This is a genomic window from Thalassobacter stenotrophicus, assembly GCF_001458315.1.
GTDB classification, from domain to species: domain Bacteria; phylum Pseudomonadota; class Alphaproteobacteria; order Rhodobacterales; family Rhodobacteraceae; genus Thalassobacter; species Thalassobacter stenotrophicus.
On sequence record NZ_CYRX01000029.1, the window covers coordinates 47644 to 70758 of the forward strand.

At 58.9% G+C, this 23115-nt stretch carries 24 protein-coding genes; 17 read left to right on the forward strand and 7 right to left on the reverse strand.

Going from position 1 to position 23115, the window contains the following annotated elements; genetic code table 11:
- Window positions 1–14: 14 nt before the first annotated feature.
- Complete coding sequence (locus THS5294_RS09845; RefSeq protein WP_038007571.1) at window positions 15–524, reverse strand: DUF3576 domain-containing protein; 510 nt, start codon at window positions 522–524, stop codon at window positions 15–17.
- Window positions 525–812: 288 nt separating this feature from the next.
- Here THS5294_RS09845 and THS5294_RS09850 point away from each other — a divergent pair, with 288 nt between their 5' ends.
- The 3 genes from THS5294_RS09850 (at window position 813) to THS5294_RS09860 (ending at window position 3809) form a co-directional block, all read left to right on the forward strand.
- Window positions 813–1757: a porin gene (locus THS5294_RS09850; RefSeq protein WP_058123634.1), complete on the forward strand. Its 945-nt coding sequence runs from the start codon at window positions 813–815 to the stop codon at window positions 1755–1757.
- A gap of 82 nt (window positions 1758–1839) precedes the next feature.
- The gene (locus THS5294_RS09855; protein WP_058123635.1) at window positions 1840–3165 is read left to right on the forward strand and encodes a sulfotransferase family protein; all 1326 of its coding nucleotides are present in this window, start codon (window positions 1840–1842) and stop codon (window positions 3163–3165) included.
- On the forward strand, window positions 3156–3809 hold the full coding sequence (locus THS5294_RS09860) for a YggS family pyridoxal phosphate-dependent enzyme (protein ID WP_058123636.1): 654 nt from the start codon (window positions 3156–3158) through the stop codon (window positions 3807–3809). The genes THS5294_RS09855 and THS5294_RS09860 overlap by 10 nt, the downstream gene beginning before the upstream one ends.
- A gap of 9 nt (window positions 3810–3818) precedes the next feature.
- Here the strand turns inward: THS5294_RS09860 and THS5294_RS09865 are convergent, their stop codons facing one another.
- Both THS5294_RS09865 and ribA read right to left on the reverse strand, forming a co-directional pair.
- The gene (locus THS5294_RS09865; RefSeq protein ID WP_058123637.1) at window positions 3819–4313 is read right to left on the reverse strand and encodes a L,D-transpeptidase family protein; all 495 of its coding nucleotides are present in this window, start codon (window positions 4311–4313) and stop codon (window positions 3819–3821) included.
- The gene (gene ribA / locus THS5294_RS09870; protein ID WP_058123638.1) at window positions 4310–5380 is read right to left on the reverse strand and encodes a GTP cyclohydrolase II; all 1071 of its coding nucleotides are present in this window, start codon (window positions 5378–5380) and stop codon (window positions 4310–4312) included. Before ribA ends, THS5294_RS09865 begins: the two co-directional genes overlap by 4 nt.
- A gap of 169 nt (window positions 5381–5549) precedes the next feature.
- On the opposite strand from ribA, the gene THS5294_RS09875 reads away from it, so the two are divergent.
- Both THS5294_RS09875 and THS5294_RS09880 read left to right on the forward strand, forming a co-directional pair.
- Window positions 5550–6236 carry a response regulator transcription factor gene (locus THS5294_RS09875; RefSeq protein ID WP_038007599.1) on the forward strand — a complete coding sequence of 229 codons (687 nt, stop codon included), beginning with the start codon at window positions 5550–5552 and terminating at the stop codon, window positions 6234–6236.
- 225 nt (window positions 6237–6461) lie between these two features.
- Window positions 6462–7112: a DUF2461 domain-containing protein gene (locus tag THS5294_RS09880; protein WP_058123639.1), complete on the forward strand. Its 651-nt coding sequence runs from the start codon at window positions 6462–6464 to the stop codon at window positions 7110–7112.
- Window positions 7113–7121: 9 nt separating this feature from the next.
- Here THS5294_RS09880 and THS5294_RS09885 read toward each other — a convergent pair whose 3' ends face one another.
- From THS5294_RS09885 to THS5294_RS09895, 3 genes are read right to left on the reverse strand one after another with little or no spacing between them, the layout of a single operon-like run.
- The gene (locus tag THS5294_RS09885) at window positions 7122–8123 is read right to left on the reverse strand and encodes a 5-oxoprolinase subunit C family protein (RefSeq protein ID WP_058123640.1); all 1002 of its coding nucleotides are present in this window, start codon (window positions 8121–8123) and stop codon (window positions 7122–7124) included.
- Window positions 8116–8805 carry a 5-oxoprolinase subunit B family protein gene (locus THS5294_RS09890; protein WP_058123641.1) on the reverse strand — a complete coding sequence of 230 codons (690 nt, stop codon included), beginning with the start codon at window positions 8803–8805 and terminating at the stop codon, window positions 8116–8118. The genes THS5294_RS09885 and THS5294_RS09890 overlap by 8 nt, the downstream gene beginning before the upstream one ends.
- Before the next feature lie 8 nt (window positions 8806–8813).
- Window positions 8814–9575 (reverse strand): LamB/YcsF family protein, encoded by a 762-nt coding sequence (locus THS5294_RS09895; protein ID WP_058123642.1) that lies wholly within the window; start codon window positions 9573–9575, stop codon window positions 8814–8816.
- Between the two features lie 239 nt (window positions 9576–9814).
- Between THS5294_RS09895 and THS5294_RS09900 the strand changes: the two genes are divergently transcribed.
- The 4 genes from THS5294_RS09900 to THS5294_RS18050 are packed head-to-tail and all read left to right on the forward strand — an operon-like array spanning window position 9815 to window position 12411.
- On the forward strand, window positions 9815–10603 hold the full coding sequence (locus THS5294_RS09900; RefSeq protein ID WP_058123643.1) for an exodeoxyribonuclease III: 789 nt from the start codon (window positions 9815–9817) through the stop codon (window positions 10601–10603).
- 51 nt (window positions 10604–10654) lie between these two features.
- Window positions 10655–11575 carry a tetratricopeptide repeat protein gene (locus THS5294_RS09905; RefSeq protein WP_038007616.1) on the forward strand — a complete coding sequence of 307 codons (921 nt, stop codon included), beginning with the start codon at window positions 10655–10657 and terminating at the stop codon, window positions 11573–11575.
- A 27-nt stretch (window positions 11576–11602) separates the two neighbouring features.
- On the forward strand, window positions 11603–12241 hold the full coding sequence (locus THS5294_RS09910; protein WP_038007618.1) for an LON peptidase substrate-binding domain-containing protein: 639 nt from the start codon (window positions 11603–11605) through the stop codon (window positions 12239–12241).
- The gene (locus THS5294_RS18050; RefSeq protein ID WP_072936805.1) at window positions 12238–12411 is read left to right on the forward strand and encodes a Trm112 family protein; all 174 of its coding nucleotides are present in this window, start codon (window positions 12238–12240) and stop codon (window positions 12409–12411) included. The genes THS5294_RS09910 and THS5294_RS18050 overlap by 4 nt, the downstream gene beginning before the upstream one ends.
- On the opposite strand, the gene THS5294_RS09915 is transcribed toward THS5294_RS18050, so the two are convergent.
- The gene (locus THS5294_RS09915; protein ID WP_058123644.1) at window positions 12408–13613 is read right to left on the reverse strand and encodes an FAD-dependent monooxygenase; all 1206 of its coding nucleotides are present in this window, start codon (window positions 13611–13613) and stop codon (window positions 12408–12410) included. The two genes, THS5294_RS18050 and THS5294_RS09915, sit on opposite strands and share 4 nt — an antisense overlap.
- 85 nt (window positions 13614–13698) lie before the next feature.
- Between THS5294_RS09915 and THS5294_RS09920 the strand changes: the two genes are divergently transcribed.
- The 8 genes from THS5294_RS09920 to msrQ all read left to right on the forward strand — a co-directional run bounded on the left by THS5294_RS09920 (window position 13699) and on the right by msrQ (window position 22959).
- On the forward strand, window positions 13699–15024 hold the full coding sequence (locus tag THS5294_RS09920) for an amidase (RefSeq protein WP_058123645.1): 1326 nt from the start codon (window positions 13699–13701) through the stop codon (window positions 15022–15024).
- An 88-nt stretch (window positions 15025–15112) separates the two neighbouring features.
- The gene (locus tag THS5294_RS09925) at window positions 15113–16294 is read left to right on the forward strand and encodes an aminotransferase class I/II-fold pyridoxal phosphate-dependent enzyme (protein ID WP_058123646.1); all 1182 of its coding nucleotides are present in this window, start codon (window positions 15113–15115) and stop codon (window positions 16292–16294) included.
- Between the two features lie 19 nt (window positions 16295–16313).
- Window positions 16314–19154, forward strand: coding sequence for a DNA translocase FtsK (locus tag THS5294_RS09930; protein WP_058123647.1), 2841 nt, complete (start codon window positions 16314–16316; stop codon window positions 19152–19154).
- A gap of 94 nt (window positions 19155–19248) precedes the next feature.
- Window positions 19249–19941: a DUF6639 family protein gene (locus THS5294_RS09935; RefSeq protein WP_133244400.1), complete on the forward strand. Its 693-nt coding sequence runs from the start codon at window positions 19249–19251 to the stop codon at window positions 19939–19941.
- Between the two features lie 86 nt (window positions 19942–20027).
- Window positions 20028–20624 carry a LolA family protein gene (locus THS5294_RS09940; protein WP_058123653.1) on the forward strand — a complete coding sequence of 199 codons (597 nt, stop codon included), beginning with the start codon at window positions 20028–20030 and terminating at the stop codon, window positions 20622–20624.
- Window positions 20625–20672: 48 nt separating this feature from the next.
- Complete coding sequence (locus THS5294_RS09945) at window positions 20673–21275, forward strand: 2-hydroxychromene-2-carboxylate isomerase (RefSeq protein ID WP_072936804.1); 603 nt, start codon at window positions 20673–20675, stop codon at window positions 21273–21275.
- A 128-nt stretch (window positions 21276–21403) separates the two neighbouring features.
- Window positions 21404–22312, forward strand: a complete 909-nt coding sequence (msrP, locus tag THS5294_RS09950) for a protein-methionine-sulfoxide reductase catalytic subunit MsrP (protein ID WP_058123649.1) — start codon at window positions 21404–21406, stop codon at window positions 22310–22312.
- A gap of 38 nt (window positions 22313–22350) precedes the next feature.
- A complete protein-coding gene (gene msrQ, locus THS5294_RS09955; RefSeq protein WP_233486456.1) occupies window positions 22351–22959 on the forward strand; it encodes a protein-methionine-sulfoxide reductase heme-binding subunit MsrQ in 609 nt (202 codons plus the stop codon).
- The last annotated feature ends 156 nt before the right edge of the window (window positions 22960–23115 follow it).

Here is a 23115-nt window from a genome sequence, read left to right on the forward strand (position 1 = left end):
TGGGCGCAGAATTTCTATAGGTCGCCGTCGGCAATCCGCAGTTGGCGGGCGCGGGTCATGATCGCATCTTCGATCTGGCGCTGAATTTCGGGGCTAACGGCGCCGGAGCGAGTCCGCAGCGCAAGGTTCAGCGACCGAGCATCGAGCGCGGGGTCCGTCACGAACACGGTGGCCTGATACGCGCGGCCGCTGCCGGGGGGCGTGCCGTAGCCAAACTGGATCACGCCCGAAAACGGATCAGCGGCCTCAATGGGCATAAAGCTCAGGACATCCAGCGTTGCGTTCCACAAGTAGCGGTTCACTTCGACTGTTACATTTGGGTCGTCCGCGTTGTCGAACAGGTCAAACACAGAACCACGAGCGCGGCGTTCGGCCTCTAGTTCCTTGGCAGGGTTGGTCTGGTTGGCGATCCGCTCGTCGCGGGTTTGCCCGAACAGGCCGGTTCTTTCGCCGCCGCCGCAGGCGCCGAGCATGGTGAGCAGGGCCACCGTTCCGATTGTCTTGGCCGTAATCCCCAGCGTCATGCGTCTCGCCCCTGCATCTATATCTATCCACGTTGGTCTATCCGAGCAGGGATGCACCGGCAAGACCCCGCGCTCTATATCCATTTGTGCGTGTATATAGTGGGCCTGCCACCCAAAAGGTGCCGGGGGCGGAAACAGACTGTGGCATGTCTGCACCATTTTGATGGCGAAAAATCCGTAGCCATTTCGCCTCGCTTGCAAAGCTATGACGAAACCGTGAGAGAGGGGCATACCCAGTACGGATTCCCCGTGGTGGGCCAAATTTTGAAAAACACACGAGGGAAAACTATGAAAAAAGTTCTCTTTGCAACGACCGCAATCGTCGCATTCGCTGGCGCTGCTGCTGCAGACGTCGCAGTTTCCGGTTCCGCTGAGCTGGGTATCGCTGATCTGGATCACAACGGCGACGACGAGCTGGGCTTCTTCTCGTCCGTAGACGTTCGTTTCTCCATGACTGGCGAAACAGACGGTGGCCTGGCATTCGGCGCAACCATCGATCTGGATGACGCACTGGAAACAGCAACCAACGGCGAAATCGGCGACAACACCGACAACACGTCCAACGACTACACAATCTTCGTCTCCGGCGCATTCGGCACATTGACCTTCGGTGACACCGATGGCGCAATGGACTGGGCCCTGACCGAAGGCGGCAACGTCGGCAACCCAGGTTCCATCGCTGACGGCGAAACATCCTACTCCGGTTACGCTGGTTCGTACCTCGACGGTAACGGCGACGGCATGATCGCACGCTACGACTACTCCTTCGGCGACTACGCATTCGCAGTGTCGGTTGAGCAAGGTGTTGCAGACGCAGAAAACGGCTTCGCAGTTGGCTTCAAAGGCAACGTTGCTGGCGTATCCTTCGGTATCGCTCACCAGTCCGGCACAGCCGATGCAACTGGCGACGAAGCTGAGCTGACCGGTGTGTCCCTCGGCTACGGCTTTGGCGCTCTGAACGCTGGTATCATGATTGCAACTGGTGAAGATCGCGCCGGTGCTGACCGTGACCTGATGCAAATCGGCCTCGGCTACTCCGCTGGCGCACTGTCCCTGCATGCTAACTACGCAGAAGACGACGTAGACGGCACAGGCAAAGCAGACGGCTTCGGTGTTGCTGCTAAATACGACCTGGGTGGCGGCGCTGGCGTACACTTCGGTTACGGCGACGGCACAAACGCTGCTGGTGCAGACAACGGCCGTTGGTCGCTCGGCATGGCAATGTCCTTCTAATCCATCTGGATTATTTGGTTGGGGAAGAGCGGGCTTTGGCCCGCTCTTTTCTTTTGTGCAGTGGCCTTCTAGGGAAGATTGCATGAGTGATATTGAAAAAATAAACAAATTACTGGCGACAGGTTCGGGCGAACTTGCGCTTAAGCAGGCCAAGCGTTTGGCCAGCCGCACCAAGACGCCGATTGTGTTGGACCTATTAGCCCGGGCCTATCAATCACAAGGTGACAGTACGCGCGCGCTTGCCACATTTGACCGCATCGCCGCCATCGCCCCGCGCCACGTTAAGCCGTTGGCGGACAAGGCCCATTATTTGCAAACACTGGGCCGTCGTGACGAAGCCGAGCCGGTTTTGCGCCGCGCCCTTAAGCTGGAAACCGAAAGCGGTTCGCTTTTGCGGCTCTTGAGCATTAGCTCAAAGCTGACCGCCACCGACCCAGATGTCGTGCGCGTTCGCGCCGCGTGGGACCAAGGTCGCCTACCGCCTGAGCAAAAGATCGAAGCAGGTTACGCGTTGTTCGCGGCCCTTGGCGCGGATGGTTTGCCTTATCTGTCCGAAGGGAATGCAGAACAAAAGCGCGCGGCTCCGAGTACGTTTGCCGAGCGATATAGGGAAATGGCCTTTCTACGTTCCGCCTACGACGCCCGCCCTTGGCCAACGCCAAAACGACAAACCAACGCGACACCATTGTTCATCACAGGGATGCCTCGCTCGGGCACAACGCTGGTTGAGCAAATCCTTGCAAGCCACAGCACCGTCAAAGGCACTGGCGAAACGGGTCTGCCCGTCCGCGCGGCGTTTTCTGTTTTGCAGCAGGGCACCCGGTTTCGGCACCTGTCTAAACTGAACCCTGATGAATATTCGCTGATCGGCCAGCGCTATGTGGATGGGATGGCCCAAATCCACAAGGCGACGGGGACCTATACGGATAAGTCGATCACGACATATCTGGTGGCTGGTATCCTCAAGGACCTGATCCCGAATGCCAAGATGATCTACGTGCGTCGTGATCCCCGGGATATCGGCTGGTCCATCTGGCGCAACCATTTCAAGGTTGGCACCCACCGCTATGCAAATGACCAACGGGACATCGCCCGGCAGATCAAGGCCGTGACCGAGATGGTCAGCTATTGGCGCGCGCAGGATCCTGATATGTTCATCGAAGTGTCCTATGAGGCATTAGTGCGCGATCCCGGCCGCGAAATCCCGGCCTTGCTGGCTGCGTGTGATCTGCCAATGGAAGAGGCGTGTTTGCACCCCGAGCGGAACACGCGATCTGTCCAGACCCTGTCGATTGAGCAGGTCCGCCAGCCGATTAGCCCTAAATCCATCGGGGGGTGGCGGGCTTATGCCGACCACCTTGCCCCGATGATCGAAACCCTCAAAGCGTTGGACGTGCCATGGGACTGAGTGAGATTAACGACCGGATCGCAAAGGCGGAACAAGAGGCGGGCCGCGTGGGGCAGACGACGCTAATCGCCGTGTCCAAGGTCCAGCCGCCTGAGCGGGTCGAGGCGGTTTTGCAAGAAGGCCACCGGGTTTTCGGTGAAAACCGCGTGCAAGAAGCCCAAGACAAGTGGCCCGCGTGGCAAGAGACCTATCCGGGTGTTGAGTTGCACCTGCTTGGGCCGCTGCAAACCAACAAAGCCCGTCCCGCGATGGAGCTGTTTGACGTGATCCATTCGGTGGATCGTCCCAAAATTGCGCGCCGCATCGCCTCTATGGCGCAGGAGCTGGGCCGTTGCCCCGGTGTGTTCTTGCAGGTGAACACCGGGGAAGAACCGCAAAAGGCCGGTGTTTTGCCTTCGGAAGCGGATGCCTTTGTGGCAGAGGCCCGCGCACTGGAACTGCCTGTGCTGGGTTTGATGTGCATCCCGCCGGTGGATGAGCATCCGTCGATGCACTTTGCGCTGTTGGCGAAATTGGCTGCGCGCAATGGGCTTGAAGGTCTGTCGATGGGCATGTCCGGTGATTTTGAGCAGGCGATTGCGCTGGGGGCGACCCATGTGCGTGTCGGGTCTGCGATCTTTGGCGCGCGGGCGGGAACCGCTTAGCGCGCCCGCCTACCGCACAATCAACCGCGTGGCGTACCGGATGCGTGGGGCGATCCATGCAAGGTGATCTGGCCGCAATCCGACACACCCTTCGGTCGGGTATCCGGGCCGCCGCCACCGGTGAATGAATATCGCCGAGCCTTTGCTCCGTTCTGCCCGCGGCCAATTCCAATCGGTGATCAGCACTAGATCATACAGTGGATCAGCGCGGCGCAGTTGTTCGTGGCTGTGGGGGTAGGGCGCGCGTACCATGAGGTTATAATCCTCATGGGTCGGGTCGTCGGACCACAAATCCCTCGGACCAATCGGGACCGCCCAATCCGTCGGCCGCGCCATGCGGTCGGGCCGGTACAACAGGCCTACAATCCGGTGCGTCCCGCGCGGTGTCGCGCCATCGCCTTCGCGTTTGTCGCTCGTGATGCCGCCGCGCCCGACGACGCAGGGGAACTGCCGCCCCGCAAATCGAAGGCCCGTTGGCCCCACGACCATATCCAAAGGGGTCACAGCAGATGCCCGGATTTGGCGGCTTTTACGGCAAGGTAGTTGGCGTTTTCGGGCGTTTGGCCAACTTGCAGCGGCACCCTTTCGACAACTTCGATGCCTTGGGCCTGCATCATCGCGATCTTGGCGGGGTTATTCGTCATCAATCGGACGGAGGTGATGCCCATTTCGCGCAGGATGCCCGCGCCTAAACGGAAATCACGCTCATCATCTTCAAACCCAAGACGGTGATTGGCCTCGACCGTGTCAAACCCCTGATCCTGTAGATCATAGGCGCGCATCTTGTTGGCCAGGCCAATGCCGCGTCCCTCTTGGTTGAGGTAAAGCAATACGCCCGCGCCCTCAGACCCCATTTGGCCAAGCGCGCCGCGCAACTGTGGGCCACAATCACATTTGAGACTGCCCAGTACATCACCCGTAAAACAGGCAGAATGTAGGCGAACCAAAACCGGGGCGGCGCGATCAGGCAAGCCAATTTGCACCGCATAATGTTCCTCGCCACCATCGGTGGGACGGAAAATTTCTAGCCGGCCACGGCCTGCGTTCATGGGTAGTTTTGCCCCGACGACTTGACCAAGGGTGGAGGCTTCAACCAGTGCCTGCTGCACCGAGCTGAGCGTCAGAACAGTCAGCCCGTCCAGCGGGGTATTGAGGTCAACGCCGACAACTGCGGGCAGCAAATGCGCAGTCTTGGCCAGACCAACCGCCGCCTGCCAAACGGCAGCACCCTCGGTACGGAGGGTTTTGAACGGCCCCTTCATCGGGGTTCGCAGATCATCAGCAGGGTCCGCGACTGCCTGCATCCATGCCAAATCCGCCTCGCTTGGCACGACGATCCGCGCGACGTCACCGTCATAGGCGCGCGCCTTCAGCGTTTGGGCACGTCGCCCGCTGAGGCATAGAATCAACTCACCCAAACCGCGCATCTCGGTCAATCGCGCACTCGACACAGTTTCAACACTGGCCAGAACGATCCGCGAGGGGCCATCAGAAATCACCACTGGCAGCCCAAGCCGCAGGTCCGCGCGGGCGCGTGCAACCAGTTCAGCGGGGGTAGGCAGCAAAATCATGGGTGATCTCTGTAACAATCGGGCTGGACGGACAAGGCCGTTCCTCATGATATGAAACAAAACCCCCTTTGGCGACACGTCCTTGTGAACGCGCCGTGAGAAGATCGCGAAGTCTCTTGTTTGTGTCGCGCCGAGAGGCAATCCTTTGGTTAACAATTGGAGACATGAGATGGCTAACCTAAAGAAAATTTTGCTGGTCGATGATGATGACGATCTGCGCGATGCATTGGCCGAGCAATTGGTGCTCACTGAAGATTTTGATGTGTTTGAGGCGGATTCGGGCGCAAGCGGAATGGTCCGCGCCAAAGAGCAGCTTTATGATCTGATCGTGCTTGATGTTGGTCTGCCCGACACTGACGGTCGGGAGTTATGCCGTTTGATGCGCAAGCAGGGCGTGAAGTGTCCCATTGTGATGCTGACGGGGCATGATACGGATGCGGATACCATCCTCGGCCTGGATGCTGGTGCGAATGATTACATTCCCAAGCCATTCAAATTCCCTGTTCTTTTGGCCCGCATCCGGGCGCAATTGCGGACCCATGAGCAATCAGAAGACGCGATTTTCACCCTCGGACCGTATACCTTTAAGCCTGCGATGAAGATGCTCATCACCGAGGATGAAAAGAAAATTCGCCTGACGGAGAAGGAAACCAACATCCTGAAATTCCTGTACCGTGCAAATGATGGGGTCGTCGCACGCGATGTCCTGTTGCACGAAGTGTGGGGGTATAATGCGGGCGTGACGACCCACACGCTTGAAACGCATATCTACCGTTTGCGCCAAAAGATTGAGCCCGATCCCGGTCAGGCCCGTATTTTAGTGACAGAGTCCGGTGGATATCGTCTTATGAGTTAATGCGAACCGGTGAGTATGTCGCACTAATGTCATTAAGAAACTTGATCTCGGTCAAAGTTTCGCCCGACATCAAGGCGTATTGCTTATCGTGACCAGTGGCATCTGCTGGCTCTCAGATGCACCTCCCTGTTGGACTTGGCCCGGATCTTTTGGTCCGGGTTCTTTTTTGTCCTCGCGGGTTTGGCGATGCGTCGTAAGGTGAGTCAGGCCACGACAGGAGGCACCATGTCAGACGGGTTCAACGCGCTTATCCCTCGCGCGCAGCAGTTCTTTACCGATCTTAAGGCGAACAACACGCGTGATTGGTTCAATGAGCGCAAAGCGTTTTACAACGATGATATCCGCGCACCGGGCGTTTTGTTTGCTGAGATCATGGCCGAAGAAATCAGCCGCATCGCGCATATTCCTGTGACGCCCAAGGTCTATCGCATCTATCGCGATGTTCGTTTTGCCAAGGACAAGTCACCGTTCAATCCGTGGCTGCACATGATTTGGTCGGACGCCGGCGCGGATGAGGCGCGGCCTTGGTATTTCTTTGGGATCGACCATGACGCGGTGTATCTGGCCACTGGGGTCTTGGGGCTGCAAAAAGAGGGACTTTTGCGGTATCGCCGGATGGTTGATCGCGTGGGCGATGACCTGACGGATGTGATTGATGCCACGGGCGGCGATGTTGTGGATTATGGGCCTGAGCCGTTGAAGCGTGTGCCCAAACCGTTTGATCCCGACCACACCCACGGTGATCTGTTGCGTCGCAAGGGGCTGATCGTGCAGCGGAACGTTCGTGCCGATCACCCCGACGGTTTGGTGAAGGCCGCCGTAACTGAGGTGAAGCGCCTTTTGCCATTTCATCAAATGCTGCGAGAGCATCTTTGATCTGACGTTCTAGTCGTAGATGCAGCCGTGGATCAGGTTTTCGCGCATCAGCCGCTGTTCAAGGGTCCCGCGTGGGACGGCGATGTGCGTCAGATAATCGGCTGCGCGTTTGGCACATTCACGGGTCTCAGTGATCGCTTGCTGGCTTGATGTAGAGGTGAATTGGATCGTGTCGCCCGCACGCGTTTGGGCCAATCTACCGATGTCCGATGAAACTACGGTCGCGATTTTGGGGTAGCCGCCCGTGGTTTGGTGGTCCGCCAACAGAACGGTTGGCACACCGTCGCCTGACACCTGAACCGAGCCGCGGACAATAGGCTCCGACGGAATGGACAGCGCGCCGTCCAGTTCAATGCGGGGGCCGTTCAACCGCATACCCATTCGGTCATAGGCGTCCGTGATCTTGAATGCGCTGGATAGAAATTGCGCGACGGTTTCGGGCGCGAAGTGTTGATCTTGGGGGCCGGTCACAACGCGGATTGGGCCAGTGGGTAGGAAATCAGGGCGTTCAATGTCGCCCAAGCGGTCCTCCCGGGTGGTGGCATCTGACACGGTCAGGGACTGTCCCGTTTGCAGCGCGCCGCCGCCAAAGCCAGAGGTTGAATGTGTAGCACGGCTGCCCAGCCATTCCGCGGCCTCTAGCGTGCCGGCAAAGGCGATATAGGCCCAGCTGCCGGATTTGCCCGCGCGTACGGCCAAACGTTCGCCTTTGCGCAGGGTCAGAACGGTCCATGACCGGGTTTCTGCCGCCCCATGGGCCACGACGAAATCCCCGCCGGTGATGGCGACGGTCACATCGCCTTCGCGGCACTGCAAAATCACCCCGCCGAGTGAGACTTCAATCGCGCTTTGGCCCGTTGCGTTGCCGAGGGCCGCGTTTGCGGCGTCAAATGCCAAGCGGTCCATTGGCCCAGAAGCGGACACCCCAAAGCGCATGTTACCCGGGCGGCCTGCGTCCTGAACCGTGACCAAAGGGCCGGCAAAGGCGACGGAAAGGGCGGCGTTAGGCATGTGCGTCCTCCCCCGTGAGGCGTGCGAATGTTGATGCATCGATCCGTTCAAACGCGACACGGTCTCCGACATCGAACAAAAAGGGATGGTCTGGATCGTTGGTCAGGATCGGGGTGGGCGAGCGTCCGATGATCGACCAGCCCGTCGGCATCATTAGCGTCGTCACAAGACATTGCGGTCCTGCGATGATTACGCTGCCCGCAGGCACATCGCGTACGGGCGCCAGTTTGCGGGGGACTTGGATTTCGGGGGTCACACCCGAAAGGTAGGCATATCCCGGTGCGAAACCGTACATCAGGACGTGAAAATCACCGGCCAAATGCGCGTTTATGACCGCTTCCCGTGGCAGCCCTGTGGCATTTGAAACGGCCTCTAGGTCTGGCGCAAAGGGGGGCTCGTAACAGACCTGAACGACCCGCTGCACGCCCGAGACTTTCTGGATGTTGAGCGCTGTGAGGCAGGCGCGGATGTGGGTTTCGACAGCGATGTGGTCCGTGAGGATCGGATCGAAGGACACCAGCAGGTTCACCAGCGCGGGCACCGTTTCGATCATCCCTTCGGGTGGGTTGGTGGCAATCGCGTGGTCAAGCGCGATAACAGCCGCATGCGCCGCTTCGCTTATTTCGTCCGCGAAGGTCACCAACAGCGCGTGATCGGCAATGGCTTTGAACTGGGGCTGCATTCAGTTGCTCACACAGATGAAAACGCGCGAATTTCAACGCCTTGGGCCGTGAGGCGTTGGCGGATTTCGCGGGCCATATCGACGGCACCGCCGCTATCGCCATGGACACAAATGGAATGTGCGTTCAGCTTGATTGGATCACCATCAATGACAGGCATAAGGCCGGTCTCAAGAAAGGCAATTAGCCGTTCGGTGGCCTCACTGGGGTCATGGATCATCGCGCCGTCTTGGTCGCGGGGGACCAATTGGCCTGAGGATAAATACCCCCGGTCTGCGAAAATCTCTGAAAATACGGGTGCGTTGGCGGCGCGGGCGGCCTGCTCGCCTTGGGTGCCCGAAATGGCGAGCATGGCCAACGTTGGGTCAATCCGTTGCACAGCCTCGACGATTGCATCGGCTACGTCGCGGTCCCGTGCCGCGAGGTTGGCAAGCGCGCCGTGGGGTTTAACATAGCTCACCCGCGCGCCAACTTGTGCAGCCATCCCCATCAGCGCCCCGATTTGCGCGGCACAGACACGGCCAACCTCAGCCGGCGACATCGGTATCACGCGTCGGCCAAATCCTTCACGGTCATTGTAGCCGGGGTGTGCGCCCACACTCACACCGTTTTGCGCCGCCAGCGTGAGGGTGCGGAACATCGTTTCGGGATCACTTGCATGCCCCCCACAGGCGATATTGGCAGACGTCACAATCGAGAGCATCTCCGCATCGTTGCCCATAGGCCAAGGGCCGTAGCCTTCACCAAGATCGGAGTTGAGGTCGATGCGCATTTTGTCAGCTCCCACGTGAATAAGGTCAGATTGATTTAAGGGGCTGCGTGGAAAAAGAGCAATGCTTGGCGGAGCTATCAAAAGAAAACAAGGCTGTGGCGCGGGCCCTTCAAATAGCAGCCCACGGGCGGTTGCTTTCCTCCCGATCCAAGACAGGTTAACCCTGCAACAAAGGTCATTGGCTATCGCCCCCGGCCACACCACTGAGCGCGACGCTCAAAACGCTCCAAGGAGAGGTTATGCCCTTCACACTTGCCACCTGGAACATCAACTCCGTGCGCCTGCGCGAAGCCCTCGTGGCGCGCTTGATGCAAGAAGAAGCCCCCGATGTTTTATGCCTACAGGAGTGCAAAAGCCCGGTGGACAAGATCCCGCTCGAGATGTTCGAGGCGCTTGGCTACTCCCACATGGTGGCCCGTGGGCAAAAGGGATACAACGGTGTCGCGATCCTGTCGAAGATGCCGATCCAAGAGGCAGGCGCCGCAGATTATGCTAACCTTGGGCATGCGCGTCACATTGCGGGGCAGTTGGAAAACGGGGTCACGATCCACAACTTTTACGTGCCCGCAGGCGGTGACAAGCCCGACCGTGAGATCAATGAAAAGTTCGGTCAAAAGCTCGATTACCTGACGGACATGCGCGATGCGTTTCGTGCAAATGCCCCCGAAAAATCCATTCTGGTGGGTGATCTGAACATCGCCCCCCGCGAAGACGACGTGTGGGATCACAAAAAGCTGCTGCGCGTGGTCAGCCATACACCCATTGAGGTGGATCATCTGGCCCAAGTCCAAGAGGCAGGCGACTGGGTAGATGTGACCCGCGCCGATATCCCCACGGGGCGGCTTTATAGCTGGTGGTCCTATCGCTCTCCCGATTGGGATGCGGCGGATAAAGGGCGGCGTCTAGATCACGTCTGGGCCACGTCCGATATTGCCAATGCGGCGCACTCTAGCCGGGTTTTGCGCCACGTGCGCGGGTATGAAGGTCCCTCGGACCACGCCCCGGTCTTTGCTACGTTTGACTTGTAAACCGGGCCTCGCACGCCGATATACGCCGCACATACGACGATGGAGAGAGACATGCTTGAACTAGGCCAAACACCGCCTCAGACGCCCGCCGATGCAGGTGATCTGATCAAGGACGTATCCGAGATGACGTTCATGACGGACGTGATCGAAGCCTCGCAGACGGTCCCCGTCATCGTGGATTTCTGGGCGCCGTGGTGCGGCCCCTGCAAAACCCTTGGCCCCCAGCTAGAGGCCGCCGTGACCGCAGCGGGCGGCAAGGTGCGTATGGCCAAGGTCGATGTGGACCAGAACCAACAGATTGCCGCGCAGTTGCGCATTCAGTCGATCCCTACAGTTTATGCTTTCTTTCAGGGGCAACCGGTTGATGGATTTCAGGGCGCGGTCACACCCGCCGAAGTGACAGCGTTTGTCGAACGTGTTGCGGCCATGGGCCCAGAGGAAGACGGCGGTTTGGCCGAGGCTGTTGCGGCAGCCGAAGAAATGCTCGATGCGGGCGAAGTTGTGGACGCGGCACAGACCTTTGCGGCCGTTTTGGGCGAAGAGCCTGAGAACGCAGCCGCCTACGCCGGTTTGATCCGTGCGCATCTTGCGCTGGATGAGCTGGACCAAGCTGAAGGGTTGCTTGCTAGCGTGCCGGAGGCCATCGCAACCGCCTCAGAGATTGAGGCCGCACGCGCCAACGTCGAGCTGGCCAAACAAGCCCAGAGCGCTGGCCCCGTTGCGGAACTAACCGCGGCAGTTGAGGCCGATGCCGCCAATCATCAGGCTCGGTTTGATCTGGCCACCGCACTGCACGCCAATGGCGATACGCAAGCGGCAGTGGATCACCTGTTGGAAATCTTCCGTCAGGACCGGGAATGGAATGAGGGCGCTGCAAAAGCCCAGCTTTTCACCATCTTTGACGCGCTGGATGCCAAAGATCCGATCGCTTTGGCGGGTCGTCGCAAACTCTCGTCGATGATATTTGCCTGAGCCAACAGAGGCACTACCTGTACTCACATGATCAGACAAAGCGACCTGCCCGACACCATCCCTGTGTTCCCATTGCCCGGTGCGCTCTTGCTGCCGCGCTCACGGCTGCCATTGCACCTCTTTGAGCCGCGCTATTTGCAGATGCTTGAGGACACGATGAAAACCTCTGCGCGGTTGATTGGCATGGTTGCCCCCAACAGCGGCAGTGGCGACCGGACCCTGCACACGATCGGCTGCGCCGGACGCGTCACGCAATTTTCTGAGACCGAGGATGGCCGTTATATGGTCACGCTCGCGGGGGTCTCGCGCTTTCGCGTGATGCGCGAAGTGTCGGGGTTCACGCCGTACCTTAAGGCCGACGTCAGTTGGACCGGCTTTGAGCGGGATTTGGGCAAGGCTGAGATCGACAAGGGCTTTGACAGGCCCGTGTTCATGAAGACGCTCTCGCGGTACTTCGAAAGCCAAGAGCTGAGCACCGATTGGGATTCGTTGAAGGAAGCGGATGAGGAGTTGTTGATCAACTCACTGTCCATGCTGTGCCCCTTTGACCCCGAGGAAAAGCAAGCCCTGCTAGAGGCGCCATCCTTGCAAACCCGTCGCGAGACACTTGTGACGTTGATGGAATTTGCCATGCGTGGCGGGCAAAACGAAGAGATCCTGCAATGAGCGAATTTGACCGCCGTATGTTAGAGGCGCTGGTCTGTCCACAGACCCGAGCGCCCCTGAAATACGACGCGGAGGCCCAAGAGCTTGTGTCTAAGGCCGCTCATCTCGCGTTTCCAATCCGCAACGGTATTCCCGTGATGCTGATTGATGAGGCCCGCAAGCTCGATTAAAGTGGGCGGCCTGTCATCAGTTGTGGCAGGTCCCCGGTTAATCCAGCGGCCTGTCGGATAAAGCCCCGGCGCAGGCCCGGCATGGATTGCACTGCCCCCATCCCCAAATCACGTGCAGCCCGCAAGATCGGGTTGTCGTTGGAAAACAGCTTGTTGATGACATCGGTGCCAACGGCCAGTGTCATGGTGTCGAACCGCCGCCAGCGCGCGTAGCGGTCCAGCACGTCTACGGCGCCGATATCCTCACCCCGTCGCTGCGCGAGTGTTACGACCTCAGCCAAGGCACCGATGTCGCGGTACCCAAGGTTGAGGCCTTGGCCCGCAATTGGGTGTATGCCGTGGGCCGCATCCCCGACTAGGGCCACGCGCGGTGCAGTCAGGTTCTGCGCCAGCGTCAGATTCAGCGGATAGGTAAAGCGCGCGCCGGCCAGTTTGATCTCGCCCAGAAAGCTGCCAAATCGTGGGCGCAGAATATCGAGGTATTCGTCCTCGGGCAGGGCGTTGATCTGTACGGCGGCATCGGTGCGTTCGGACCACACGATAGAGGACCGATTGCCCGGCAGCGGCAAAATCGCGAGCGGGCCAGCCGGCATAAAGAACTGGTGTGCGATGCCATTGTGCGGCTGCTCATGTTCAATGGCACAGACCAGCGCGGTCTGGTCGTAGTTCCAACCGACACGCTTGATACCCGCGCGTTCGGCGGTGCCGGATGCCCGCCCGTCACAGCCCACAATCAACCGCGCGCTAAGTGTTGTGTCGTCGTCCAGTGTGACGGCGCCTGCGGTTTGGGCCACGACGGTGCGGCCATACATGCAGGTGATCCGATCATCCGCGTCGATCGCGTCCAACAGGGCCGCACGCAGGATGCGGTCTTCGGCCATATAGCCCATGGGGCCTTCCTCAATCTCGGCATGATCGAAGTGCAAAAAGTACGGTGCGGGGCCTTCGCCCGCGCGACCATCGGTGGCTTTGATCTCTAGCATCGGCTGGCAGGCGTCTTTGATCCCGTCCCAGATGCCCAGCGCGCTGAGCAGTTTGGTTGAGGCCAACGCCAGCGCGTAGGAGCGACCGTCGAACGTTTTGGCAAAGCTGGCGCGGGGCATGGCGTCAATGACCGCGACGCGAAATCCGCTCGCAGCCAGTGCGAGGGCAAGGGTGGGGCCGTTGAGCCCGCCGCCCACGATGATGATATCTTGGTCCATAGGGGGAATATGCGCGGGCGGGCGGGATTGTCCAATGCGCAGCCGACGGTTAGCGTGGCCTGCGACCATTTGCGGGAGGGGTGCAATGCAAGATTGGCTAACGATGACGGCGGCAGATTTGGGTCGTGGCATAGCACGCGGCGAGATCGACGCCGAAGCCTTGTGTGAGACTTATCTGGCTGCAATCGCGGCACACCCCGACGCGGACCGCATCTATGCCCGCACTACGCCAGAACGCGCACGCGCTGAGGCGGCAGCGGCGGCCAAGCGTGCCCGTTTGGGCCTGCGCGTTGGGCCGCTGGATGGCGTGCCGGTCAGTTGGAAGGACCTGTTTGACACCGCCGGTGTCGCGACCGAGGCGGGCAGCAAGCTGTTAGAGGGACGGGTGCCCGCACAGGATGCCGCTGTTTTGAGCACCGCAAGCCACGCGGGTACAGTTTGTCTGGGCAAAACACATATGTCTGAACTGGCGTTTTCGGGGCTCGGCCTTAATCCGACGGTTGCCACGCCACCGGGGTTGCATGATCGCGGTGCGGTTCCGGGGGGGTCCAGTTCCGGTGCGGCGACCTCTGTCAGCTTTGGGTTGGCACCGATTGCAATCGGCTCTGATACAGGCGGGTCGGTGCGTATTCCTGCAGCATGGAATGATTTGGTCGGGCTCAAGACGACGGCGGGACGTTTATCATGCGCGGGTAGCGTGCCCCTTGTTGCGAGTTTTGACACCTTCGGCCCATTGGCACGGTCGGTTGAGGATGCGGCCCTGATGCTTGCGGCCCTAGAAGGGGGGCGCGCGGCGGACCTGCGTGGTGCCACACTAAACGGCGCGCGGTTCTTGGTGCTGGATACCTACACAGAGGACGCACGCGAAGCGCCCCGTGCTGCGTTCAACGAAGCGGTGGCCAAGATTGCGGACGCGGGGGGCAATGTCACCCACGGGACACTGCCCATGGTGGATGAGGCGATGGCGTTGGCCGCAGTCCTGTTCACGCCCGAGGCATATGGCACATGGGGTGATGTCATTGAGACCGCCCCAGACAAGATGTTTGACCGTATCCTTGAGCGCTTTCGCTCTGGTAAGGATTTCAGCGGCCCTGATGTGTGGAAGGCGTGGAACACACTCAACCGGTGCCGCGCAGAATATGCAGCAGCCACGGCGCAATATGATGCAGTCCTTTTGCCCACGGCTCCAATTCTGCCGCCCGATGCGGGCCGTTTGATGGCCGATCAAGATTACTACGTCACAGAAAACTTGTTGGCGTTACGTAACACGCGGGTCGGAAACCTGATGGGGTTGTGCGGGCTCAGCCTGCCCACCGGCACGCCTGCCTGTGGTTTGATGGCATTAGCGGCTCCAATGGCAGAGGCGCGACTGTTGCGGATCGGTGCCGCTCTGGAGGCTGTGCTGGCCTAGAACGCGCCATTTCTCTGGACCCATCGGGGTGCGGCGGCTATCCTGTGTGAAATGGGGCCGTTAGAGCACCCGAATTGAGGCCAGTCGTATGCATCCACCCAAGCGGTTTTCCGAGCTGCCTGAGTACGCGTTTCCGCGTCTCCGCACCCTTTTGGGCGATCTGCCTGCGGGGCATCCGAACCCAATCCAAATGACCATTGGTGATCCGGGCCATGCCGCGCCGGGCTTCATCACCGAGGAAATCAACAAGCACGCCGCGCGATTTGCGAACTACCCGCCGAATGATGGCGCGCCGGAACTAATGGATGCGATTGGTGGCTGGCTGGAACGTCGGTTTGGGTTTGCGACCGTGCCGGAGCAAATTCTAGCTCTGAATGGCACGCGTGAGGGGCTGTACAACACCTGCATGGCCCTTTGCCCTGAGGACAAGAATGGCCAACGGCCCGTCGTCCTGACGCCGAACCCGTTCTATCAGGTCTATGCCGTTGCCGCGCTGAGCGTGGGGGCAGAGCCCGTCTATGTTAACGCCACCGCTGAGAGCGGGCATTTGCCAGATTTCGCAGCACTCTCAAACGATCTGCTGGACCGGACAGCGGTCGCCTACATCTGTTCGCCCGCAAACCCGCAGGGCGCTGTGGCTGACAAAGCCTATTGGCGGCAGCTTTTGGCATTGGCCGAGAAGCATGATTTCATCGTTTTGGCGGATGAATGCTATTCTGAGATTTACCTCGATGCCCCACCGACGGGTATTCTGGAGGTTGTTGCCGAAGACGGGATCGACCCCAACCGCGTTGTTGCGTTCCACTCACTCTCCAAGCGGTCCAACCTTGCTGGGCTGCGTTCGGGTTTTGCGGTGTCAGGGGCGGAAACGATCGCCCGGATGCGCCTTTTGCGTGCCTATGCTGGTGCGCCGCTGCCGTTTCCGCTGCAAATGGCAGCCGCGCGTGCATGGTCGGATGAGGACCACGTCATTGAGAATCGTGCGCTTTATGCCGCTAAATTTGACGTCGCGACTGAGATTTTGGGCAATATCCCTGGCGTGCATATCCCCGAGGCGGGTTTTTTCCTGTGGCTTCCCGTAGACGACGGAGAAGCCGCAACCCTGAAGCTGTGGCAAGAGGCGGGCGTCAAAGTGCTGCCCGGTGCGTATCTGGCGCGCGACACAGCAGACGGAAACCCCGGTGAGAAATTTATTAGGGTGGCTCTGGTGGCCCCCCTTGATCAAGTTCGCGATGGTCTGACCCGCCTGCGCGATTGTCTGTATTCCTAAGAAGAATAAGAGCACATTCATGGCCTATCCTACTCGCACACGAGACCCGCTTTTGGACAGTGGCACCCAAGCCGCGCTGAGCCGACGTTCGCGCGAAGGTGTGGGCGTCGCGCTTTTGGGCGTGACGGTGTGTCTGGCCCTGATGCTGTTTTCATATGTGCCGGATGATCCGAACTGGCTGGCCGCAACCGAGGCCGAGCCACGCAATTGGTTGGGCAGGTTTGGGGCGTCTGTGGCGGCCCCGCTGATCCTTGTGCTGGGCGTCGCGTCATGGGGCATCGCGCTGTGTACGGGCGTTTGGGGCGTGCGCTTCTTGTTGCACATCGGCTCGGATCGCGCGTTCAGCCGGTCAATCTTTGTGGCCCCGTGGGTCGCGCTTGCAGCGATTTTTGCCTCAACACACGCGCCGGGGGCGTCTTGGGACCAAAGCTTTGGTTTGGGCGGTTTGTTCGGCGACACGGTTCTGGCCGCAATGCTGGGGATTTTGCCAATTTCGGCGATGGTCGGGCTAAAGCTGTTGTCGTTCGTTCTGTTCCTTGGACTGGTTGCGCTGGGCAGCTTTGTTCTGGGCTGTGATCGTGCAGAACTTCAAAGAATGTGGACCTTTTTGCTGATGGGGCTGGGCACAAGCGCCGTTGGTGCCAAGGCTATGGGGCTGCAAATTGGCCGCGGGTCTGCGCGGCTTATCGACATGATCCGCGCCCGTCGCGATGCGCGGCGTGGTCAGGTGGCTGAGGCTGCTGTGCAATCGCGCAACGCGACCCCCCCGATGGCTGCGGCCGCGAAAACACCTCTGCTCAAGCGGATGCCCATCATCGGCGCGCGTTTGCCTGAACCTGAGCTGATCGACCTAGACCCGATGTCTGGCGATGATATCCACGCTCCGACCGAGGATCGTGTTAAGGCCCGTATCGCGTCTGCGATTGAAGGTCGTGTGCAGCGCGGTCAGCCCGTAGCACCACCCACCGCTGAGGCAGATGCAGGCTATGCGCATATCATTCCGGATGAGCCGCCTTTGTCTGCGCCCACTGGCATGACAGAGCCCGCTGCCCGGGCGGAGCCGGTCCTGACCCGCGATGAACCACAGATCACGTCTTATGATGCGGGCTTTGAAGCGGACGAAGACGGTCTCGTGGAGTATGACGCAGCGGACTACGCCGCCGATATGCCCGACATGCCTGCGCCAGAAATGCGACCCTCGTCGACGTCAATCATGCCCGGTGTGCAGCCCGGCGCGGTGATCAACCGCAAGGTTGTGCAGCACCCGCCCAAAAAACCTGTCGCGCCCTCACGGCAAGCGATGGCCGAGGCGCAGCCTAGCCTCGCGCTGGAACCAACCGCGCAGGTAGCTGGCTATGAGCCGCCGCCATTATCGCTTTTGACCAGTCCCGACACGATTGAGCGCGCAATCCTGAGTGATGAGGCGCTCGAAGAAAACGCGCGGATGCTGGAAACAGTTCTAGATGATTACGGTGTTAAGGGTGAGATCGTCAGTGTCCGCCCCGGCCCCGTTGTCACCATGTATGAGCTAGAGCCTGCGCCGGGTCTTAAGGCCTCTCGTGTGATTGGCTTGGCCGATGATATCGCCCGGTCCATGTCGGCTCTATCGGCGCGTGTTTCTACCGTGCCAGGGCGTTCGGTCATCGGGATCGAACTGCCGAATGAGACTCGCGAAAAGGTTGTTCTGCGGGAGATCATGTCCGGCAAAGACTTTGGCGATACGGGCATGAAGCTGCCCCTCGCACTTGGCAAAGACATCGGCGGCGCGCCGATTGTGGCCAACCTAGCCAAGATGCCTCACCTGCTGATCGCGGGGACCACGGGGTCGGGTAAATCCGTTGCGATCAACACGATGATCCTGTCGCTTTTGTACCGGCTGCCGCCTGAAGACTGCCGGATGATCATGATCGATCCGAAAATGCTGGAACTCAGCGTTTATGATGGCATCCCTCACCTGCTTAGCCCCGTTGTGACGGACCCCAAAAAGGCGGTTGTCGCCCTGAAATGGGTCGTGGGTGAGATGGAGGAACGCTATCGCAAGATGTCCAAAATGGGTGTTCGGAACATTGAAGGCTATAACTCCCGCGTGGCGGACACGCTCGCCAAGGGTGAGATGTTCTCGCGCACCGTTCAGACCGGATTTGACGACGAAACCGGTGATCCCGTGTTTGAGACCGAAGAGATTACACCAGAAAAGCTGCCCTTTATCGTCGTGATCGTCGACGAGATGGCTGATTTGATGATGGTTGCAGGCAAAGAGATCGAAGCTTGTATCCAGCGGCTTGCACAGATGGCGCGGGCGTCGGGTATCCACCTGATCATGGCCACACAGCGTCCGTCGGTTGACGTGATTACTGGTACGATCAAGGCGAACTTCCCCACCCGGATTTCGTTCCACGTGACGTCCAAAATCGACAGCCGTACCATTCTGGGAGAGCAGGGCGCCGAGCAACTGCTGGGCATGGGTGATATGCTGTACATGGCAGGGGGGTCCAAGATCACCCGCGTGCACGGCCCGTTCTGTTCGGATGAAGAGGTTGAGGAAATCGTCAACCATCTCAAATCCTTCGGCCCGCCGGATTATGCGGCCAGCGTGCTTGACGGCCCCGATGATGAAAAGTCGTCGGACATTGATGCGGTGCTGGGACTGGGCGGAAACACCGATGGTGAAGACGCGCTCTATGATCAGGCCGTGGCGATTGTGGCCAAGGATCGCAAATGCTCAACTTCCTACATTCAGCGAAAGCTGGCGATTGGCTACAACAAGGCCGCGCGTTTGGTTGAGCAGATGGAAGACAACGGCATCGTGACGCCTGCCAATCATGTCGGCAAACGCGACATCCTCCTGCCAGAGCAGTAACAACCCCACCGCCGCGCCCGGAATTGACAAAGATCAGGCCGGGCCGGCGGTGATCTGTCACCCTGACTATGCATCGCAAAGCAGGGGTGATGGTTTGATTGGTCAAAAAACAGTGGCTGCGTTTGCGTTAGGCGCGATGGTTCTATCGCTACCAACAGGGGCGCTGGCAGAGACCGTCGTTTGCAGCGAAAGCTTGGTTTCGGTGACCGCCCCAAACGCCAGCCGCGCGCAGTCGGTTTGTACCACGGTTATGGCAACGCTGCCCAAGTTGGCTCAATGCGATCTTCGGCTTTCACATCCCCTTTCGATTACGGTTTTGAATGACCTGCCGGGGGTGAGCGACACGTGCTTTGGGTACTATGTCTGTGACGGTCACCGTATCTTTGTCAGATCGCCCGGTGGGATCGCTGAAATTACGCAGCTTAGTCGGCTATATAAACACATTGCGCCTGAAGTCGTGTTCGACAGCATTGTGGTGCATGAGGTATCTCATGCGGCGTTTGAACAGACTGCCTGCGAAGATGCGCTGTGTTTGGCCAACCATGAGTATGTCGCCTATGTCATGCAGATGTGGTCATTCCCGCTGGTTGTGCGACAAAAGATTGTTGAGCAATTTGGCCAAGATGAGCCAGTGGAGCCGATCCGGTTGAATGATCTGATCGCAGTTATCGCACCGGAAAAGTTCGCGGCTCTTGCGTGGCAACATTTCAATCAGCCCGGAAATGGGTGCGATTTTGTCAGGGCTCTTGTGAATGGAAACGTCAGCCTTGAAATCCTCTGGCAATAGCGGCAATGGCGATTTCCCGCGCGGATGTGATGGCGCGTGTGCAGACGGCTCTTGGCGATGGGGCTGCAGTTGTTATGTGTTGGGGTATGAAACATGTTCTCCTTGCGCCGGTTCTTTGGCTGGCCCTATCGCTTCCGTCCTTTGGTGAAGAAATCTCGCTTGAGGCGATCAATGGATATTTGAACAGCTTTACGACGGCTCGGGCGGATTTCACGCAGGTGAATGGTGATGGGTCAGTGTCCACTGGTACGCTGCTGATGCGGCGTCCGGGGCGCGCCCGGTTCGATTATGACGACAGTGATGCATTGGTGATTGCCGGGGGCGGACAGGTCGCGATCTTTGATCCGGTGTCCAACACGCCCCCCGAGCAATATCCTCTGCGGCGCACACCTCTGACCCATATCCTTGCACGGAACGTGGATTTATCGGCATCGGGGCAATTGGCGGGTTATGATTACAACGGGACCGCAACCTCGGTCGTGTTGCAGGACCCCGAACAACCCCAGCTGGGTAATATCCGCTTGGTGTTCACCGCAAACCCCGTGGCTTTGCGCGAATGGATCATCACCAACGAAGGCGGCGGCCAGACGACGGTCATGTTCGATACGCTGGAAACGGGTGTGCAGATCGGCGCACGGGAGTTCAGCATCGTGCAGGAAAGCCAAGCGCGCGGCTTGAACTAGATCGCGATCCGCCCAAAACTGGTTCTGTATAATGTAGGGAGCCAGACTGTGACGCGCACGATCGAATTTTGGTACGAATTTGCCAGCACTTATTCCTATCCTGCTGCGATGCGGGCGGACCGCGCTGCTGCGGAGCACGGAGTTCAGGTGGTTTGGCGGCCCTTTCTGTTGGGTGTGATCTTTCGCTACATGGGCTGGACCACATCACCGTTCAACGAGCACCCCGCCAAGGGCGCCTACATGTGGCGCGACATGGAGCGTATTTGCGCCAAGCAAGGTCTGGATTTCGGCCGACCTAGCCCATTTCCCCAAAACGGTTTGAATGCTGCGCGTGTTGCGATGGCTTTGCCGAATGACGCGCGGGGTGCATTTAGTCGTGCGGTATACGAGGGGCAGTTTGCCCAAGGTCGTGATATTTCGGATCCGCAGTTCCTGATGGATGCCTTGGCTCAGATTGGCCAAGACGCATCTGCGGTTTGGGACACTGCAATGAGTGACGCGAACAAGACGGCGTTGCGGGATCAAACAGCACAGGCCCAAACGCTTGGCATCTTTGGGGCCCCGACGTGGCGCACCCACGATGGGGAGTTGTTTTGGGGCAATGACCGGCTTCAGGATGCCTTGGAGTGGATGGACACCGTGCCTGTCTGACACATCTGCTCGCGCAGCTACTCTAGGATCACGGTCAATTACGTTCCCGTGATCTGGCGGGTTTGTCCCTGTGCGGGTGCCCAAATCAGTGCAATGTCGTTCAAAGACACGAACCCGAGGAGCCCGTGATGTTTAAGCCTTTTACGCCCGACCTGACTGCTGCGGATGTGACGCCACAATCGATGTGGCTAAACCGGCGTCAACTTCTTGCGGGTGGGGCTGCGGCCTTAGCGACCGGTAGCATCGCACAGCCCACACGCGCCGGGACGCTCACGCCCAACACGTTAGAGGAAATCACGAGCTACAATAACTTCTATGAGTTCGGCACCGGTAAGTCCGACCCTGCGAAGTATGCCCATATGCTCACGACCAGTCCGTGGGAAATCAAGATCGACGGAATGGTCGACAACCCCGGCACCTATCCTTTGCAAGAGTTGATTGGTGACTTGGATATAGAGGAACGCATCTATCGGTTCCGCTGTGTTGAAGCGTGGTCGATGGTGATCCCTTGGAACGGGTTTGAGCTGAACAAGGTGCTAGATAAGGTCGGCGTGCAAGCCGGGGCCAAGTATGTGGCGTTCGAAACATTGGTCCGCCCAGAAGAGATGCCCGGCCAGCGCGGTTTTCGTAGCAATATTGAATGGCCCTATCGGGAGGGGTTGCGCCTGGATGAGGCGATGCATCCTCTGACAATGATGGCAACGGGTATCTACGGTGAGCCGATGGCCAACCAAAACGGCGCGCCGATCCGTTTGGTTGTTCCGTGGAAGTACGGGTTCAAGTCGATCAAATCCATTGTGCGGATCACCTTGGTCGATAAGGAGCCGCCAACGACATGGAACATGCTGCAATCTAATGAGTATGGCTTCTATTCAAATGTGAACCCAGAGGTGGATCACCCTCGGTGGAGCCAAGCGTCCGAGCGGGTCATTGGCGGCGGATTGTTCCAACAGCGCAAAGATACGCTGATGTTCAATGGGTATGAGGATCAGGTTGCCTCGCTGTATGAGGGTATGGACCTGCGGGAGTTCTTTTGAACCGGGTTCAAGTCATAGGTCACCGCATAAGCGGGGGTGTGCGTAAGGTTCCAACATGGCCGGTTTACCTGTTAGGCCTGCTGCCGCCTGCGTGGTTGTTGTACGAAGGGATTACAGGTGGCCTTGGTGTCGATCCAGTTAAGGTCATGGAACACCAGCTGGGTATATGGGCGTTGCAGCTTTTGCTTGCTGGTTTGTGCATCACACCTCTTATGCGGTTTGCTCGGCTCAACCTGCTCAAGTTCCGTCGTGCGGTAGGGTTATTGGCCTTCCTCTATATACTCTTCCATTTGGTTGTATGGCTGGTGCTGGATATTCAGCTCCGCTGGGGAGAGATCTGGGCCGACATTGTAAAGCGTCCGTATATCACCGTGGGGATGGCTGCCTTTGTTCTGGCGATCCCATTGGTGGCGACATCGTGGAATGGGGCGGTTCGTCGTTTGGGGGCTGCCACGTGGGGCAAGCTGCACCAACTGACATATGTGATTGTTCTGCTGGGGGCGGTTCACTTCATAATGCAAGAGAAGGTGTGGACGATTGAGTCACTTCTCTACCTTGGTTTGGGCATCGGGCTGGTTGGTCTGCGGTTGCCAAAGCTGGTTGGACGTCTGCGAGCACGTAGCGACCAAAAACTGACACCAGGCTGAGTTGCGACGACTCGGAGCGACTCGTTTTTGTCAGTCGGACGATGCGAGTCGGCGTTTCGTAGTATTTTTCCCCCCTCGAACCCCCAAATATAGGGTGTGGTCTGTGGATAAGTGACGTGTTGGTCATATTAAGGATGTTTCGAGTCGGGTGGGGGT

Excerpts from the sequence above, each read along its gene's own strand:
- THS5294_RS09845 (WP_038007571.1), bottom strand. The coding sequence starts at position 524 with ATGACGCTGGGGATTACGGCCAAGACAATCGGAACGGTGGCCCTGCTC.
- THS5294_RS09850 (WP_058123634.1), top strand. The coding sequence starts at position 813 with ATGAAAAAAGTTCTCTTTGCAACGACCGCAATCGTCGCATTCGCTGGC.
- THS5294_RS09855 (WP_058123635.1), top strand. The coding sequence starts at position 1,840 with ATGAGTGATATTGAAAAAATAAACAAATTACTGGCGACAGGTTCGGGC.
- THS5294_RS09860 (WP_058123636.1), top strand. The coding sequence starts at position 3,156 with ATGGGACTGAGTGAGATTAACGACCGGATCGCAAAGGCGGAACAAGAG.
- ribA (WP_058123638.1), bottom strand. The coding sequence starts at position 5,380 with ATGATTTTGCTGCCTACCCCCGCTGAACTGGTTGCACGCGCCCGCGCG.
- THS5294_RS09875 (WP_038007599.1), top strand. The coding sequence starts at position 5,550 with ATGGCTAACCTAAAGAAAATTTTGCTGGTCGATGATGATGACGATCTG.
- THS5294_RS09880 (WP_058123639.1), top strand. The coding sequence starts at position 6,462 with ATGTCAGACGGGTTCAACGCGCTTATCCCTCGCGCGCAGCAGTTCTTT.
- THS5294_RS09885 (WP_058123640.1), bottom strand. The coding sequence starts at position 8,123 with ATGCCTAACGCCGCCCTTTCCGTCGCCTTTGCCGGCCCTTTGGTCACG.
- THS5294_RS09890 (WP_058123641.1), bottom strand. The coding sequence starts at position 8,805 with ATGCAGCCCCAGTTCAAAGCCATTGCCGATCACGCGCTGTTGGTGACC.
- THS5294_RS09895 (WP_058123642.1), bottom strand. The coding sequence starts at position 9,575 with ATGCGCATCGACCTCAACTCCGATCTTGGTGAAGGCTACGGCCCTTGG.
- THS5294_RS09900 (WP_058123643.1), top strand. The coding sequence starts at position 9,815 with ATGCCCTTCACACTTGCCACCTGGAACATCAACTCCGTGCGCCTGCGC.
- THS5294_RS09905 (WP_038007616.1), top strand. The coding sequence starts at position 10,655 with ATGCTTGAACTAGGCCAAACACCGCCTCAGACGCCCGCCGATGCAGGT.
- THS5294_RS09910 (WP_038007618.1), top strand. The coding sequence starts at position 11,603 with ATGATCAGACAAAGCGACCTGCCCGACACCATCCCTGTGTTCCCATTG.
- THS5294_RS18050 (WP_072936805.1), top strand. The coding sequence starts at position 12,238 with ATGAGCGAATTTGACCGCCGTATGTTAGAGGCGCTGGTCTGTCCACAG.
- THS5294_RS09915 (WP_058123644.1), bottom strand. The coding sequence starts at position 13,613 with ATGGACCAAGATATCATCATCGTGGGCGGCGGGCTCAACGGCCCCACC.
- THS5294_RS09920 (WP_058123645.1), top strand. The coding sequence starts at position 13,699 with ATGCAAGATTGGCTAACGATGACGGCGGCAGATTTGGGTCGTGGCATA.
- THS5294_RS09925 (WP_058123646.1), top strand. The coding sequence starts at position 15,113 with ATGCATCCACCCAAGCGGTTTTCCGAGCTGCCTGAGTACGCGTTTCCG.
- THS5294_RS09930 (WP_058123647.1), top strand. The coding sequence starts at position 16,314 with ATGGCCTATCCTACTCGCACACGAGACCCGCTTTTGGACAGTGGCACC.
- THS5294_RS09940 (WP_058123653.1), top strand. The coding sequence starts at position 20,028 with ATGAAACATGTTCTCCTTGCGCCGGTTCTTTGGCTGGCCCTATCGCTT.
- msrP (WP_058123649.1), top strand. The coding sequence starts at position 21,404 with ATGTTTAAGCCTTTTACGCCCGACCTGACTGCTGCGGATGTGACGCCA.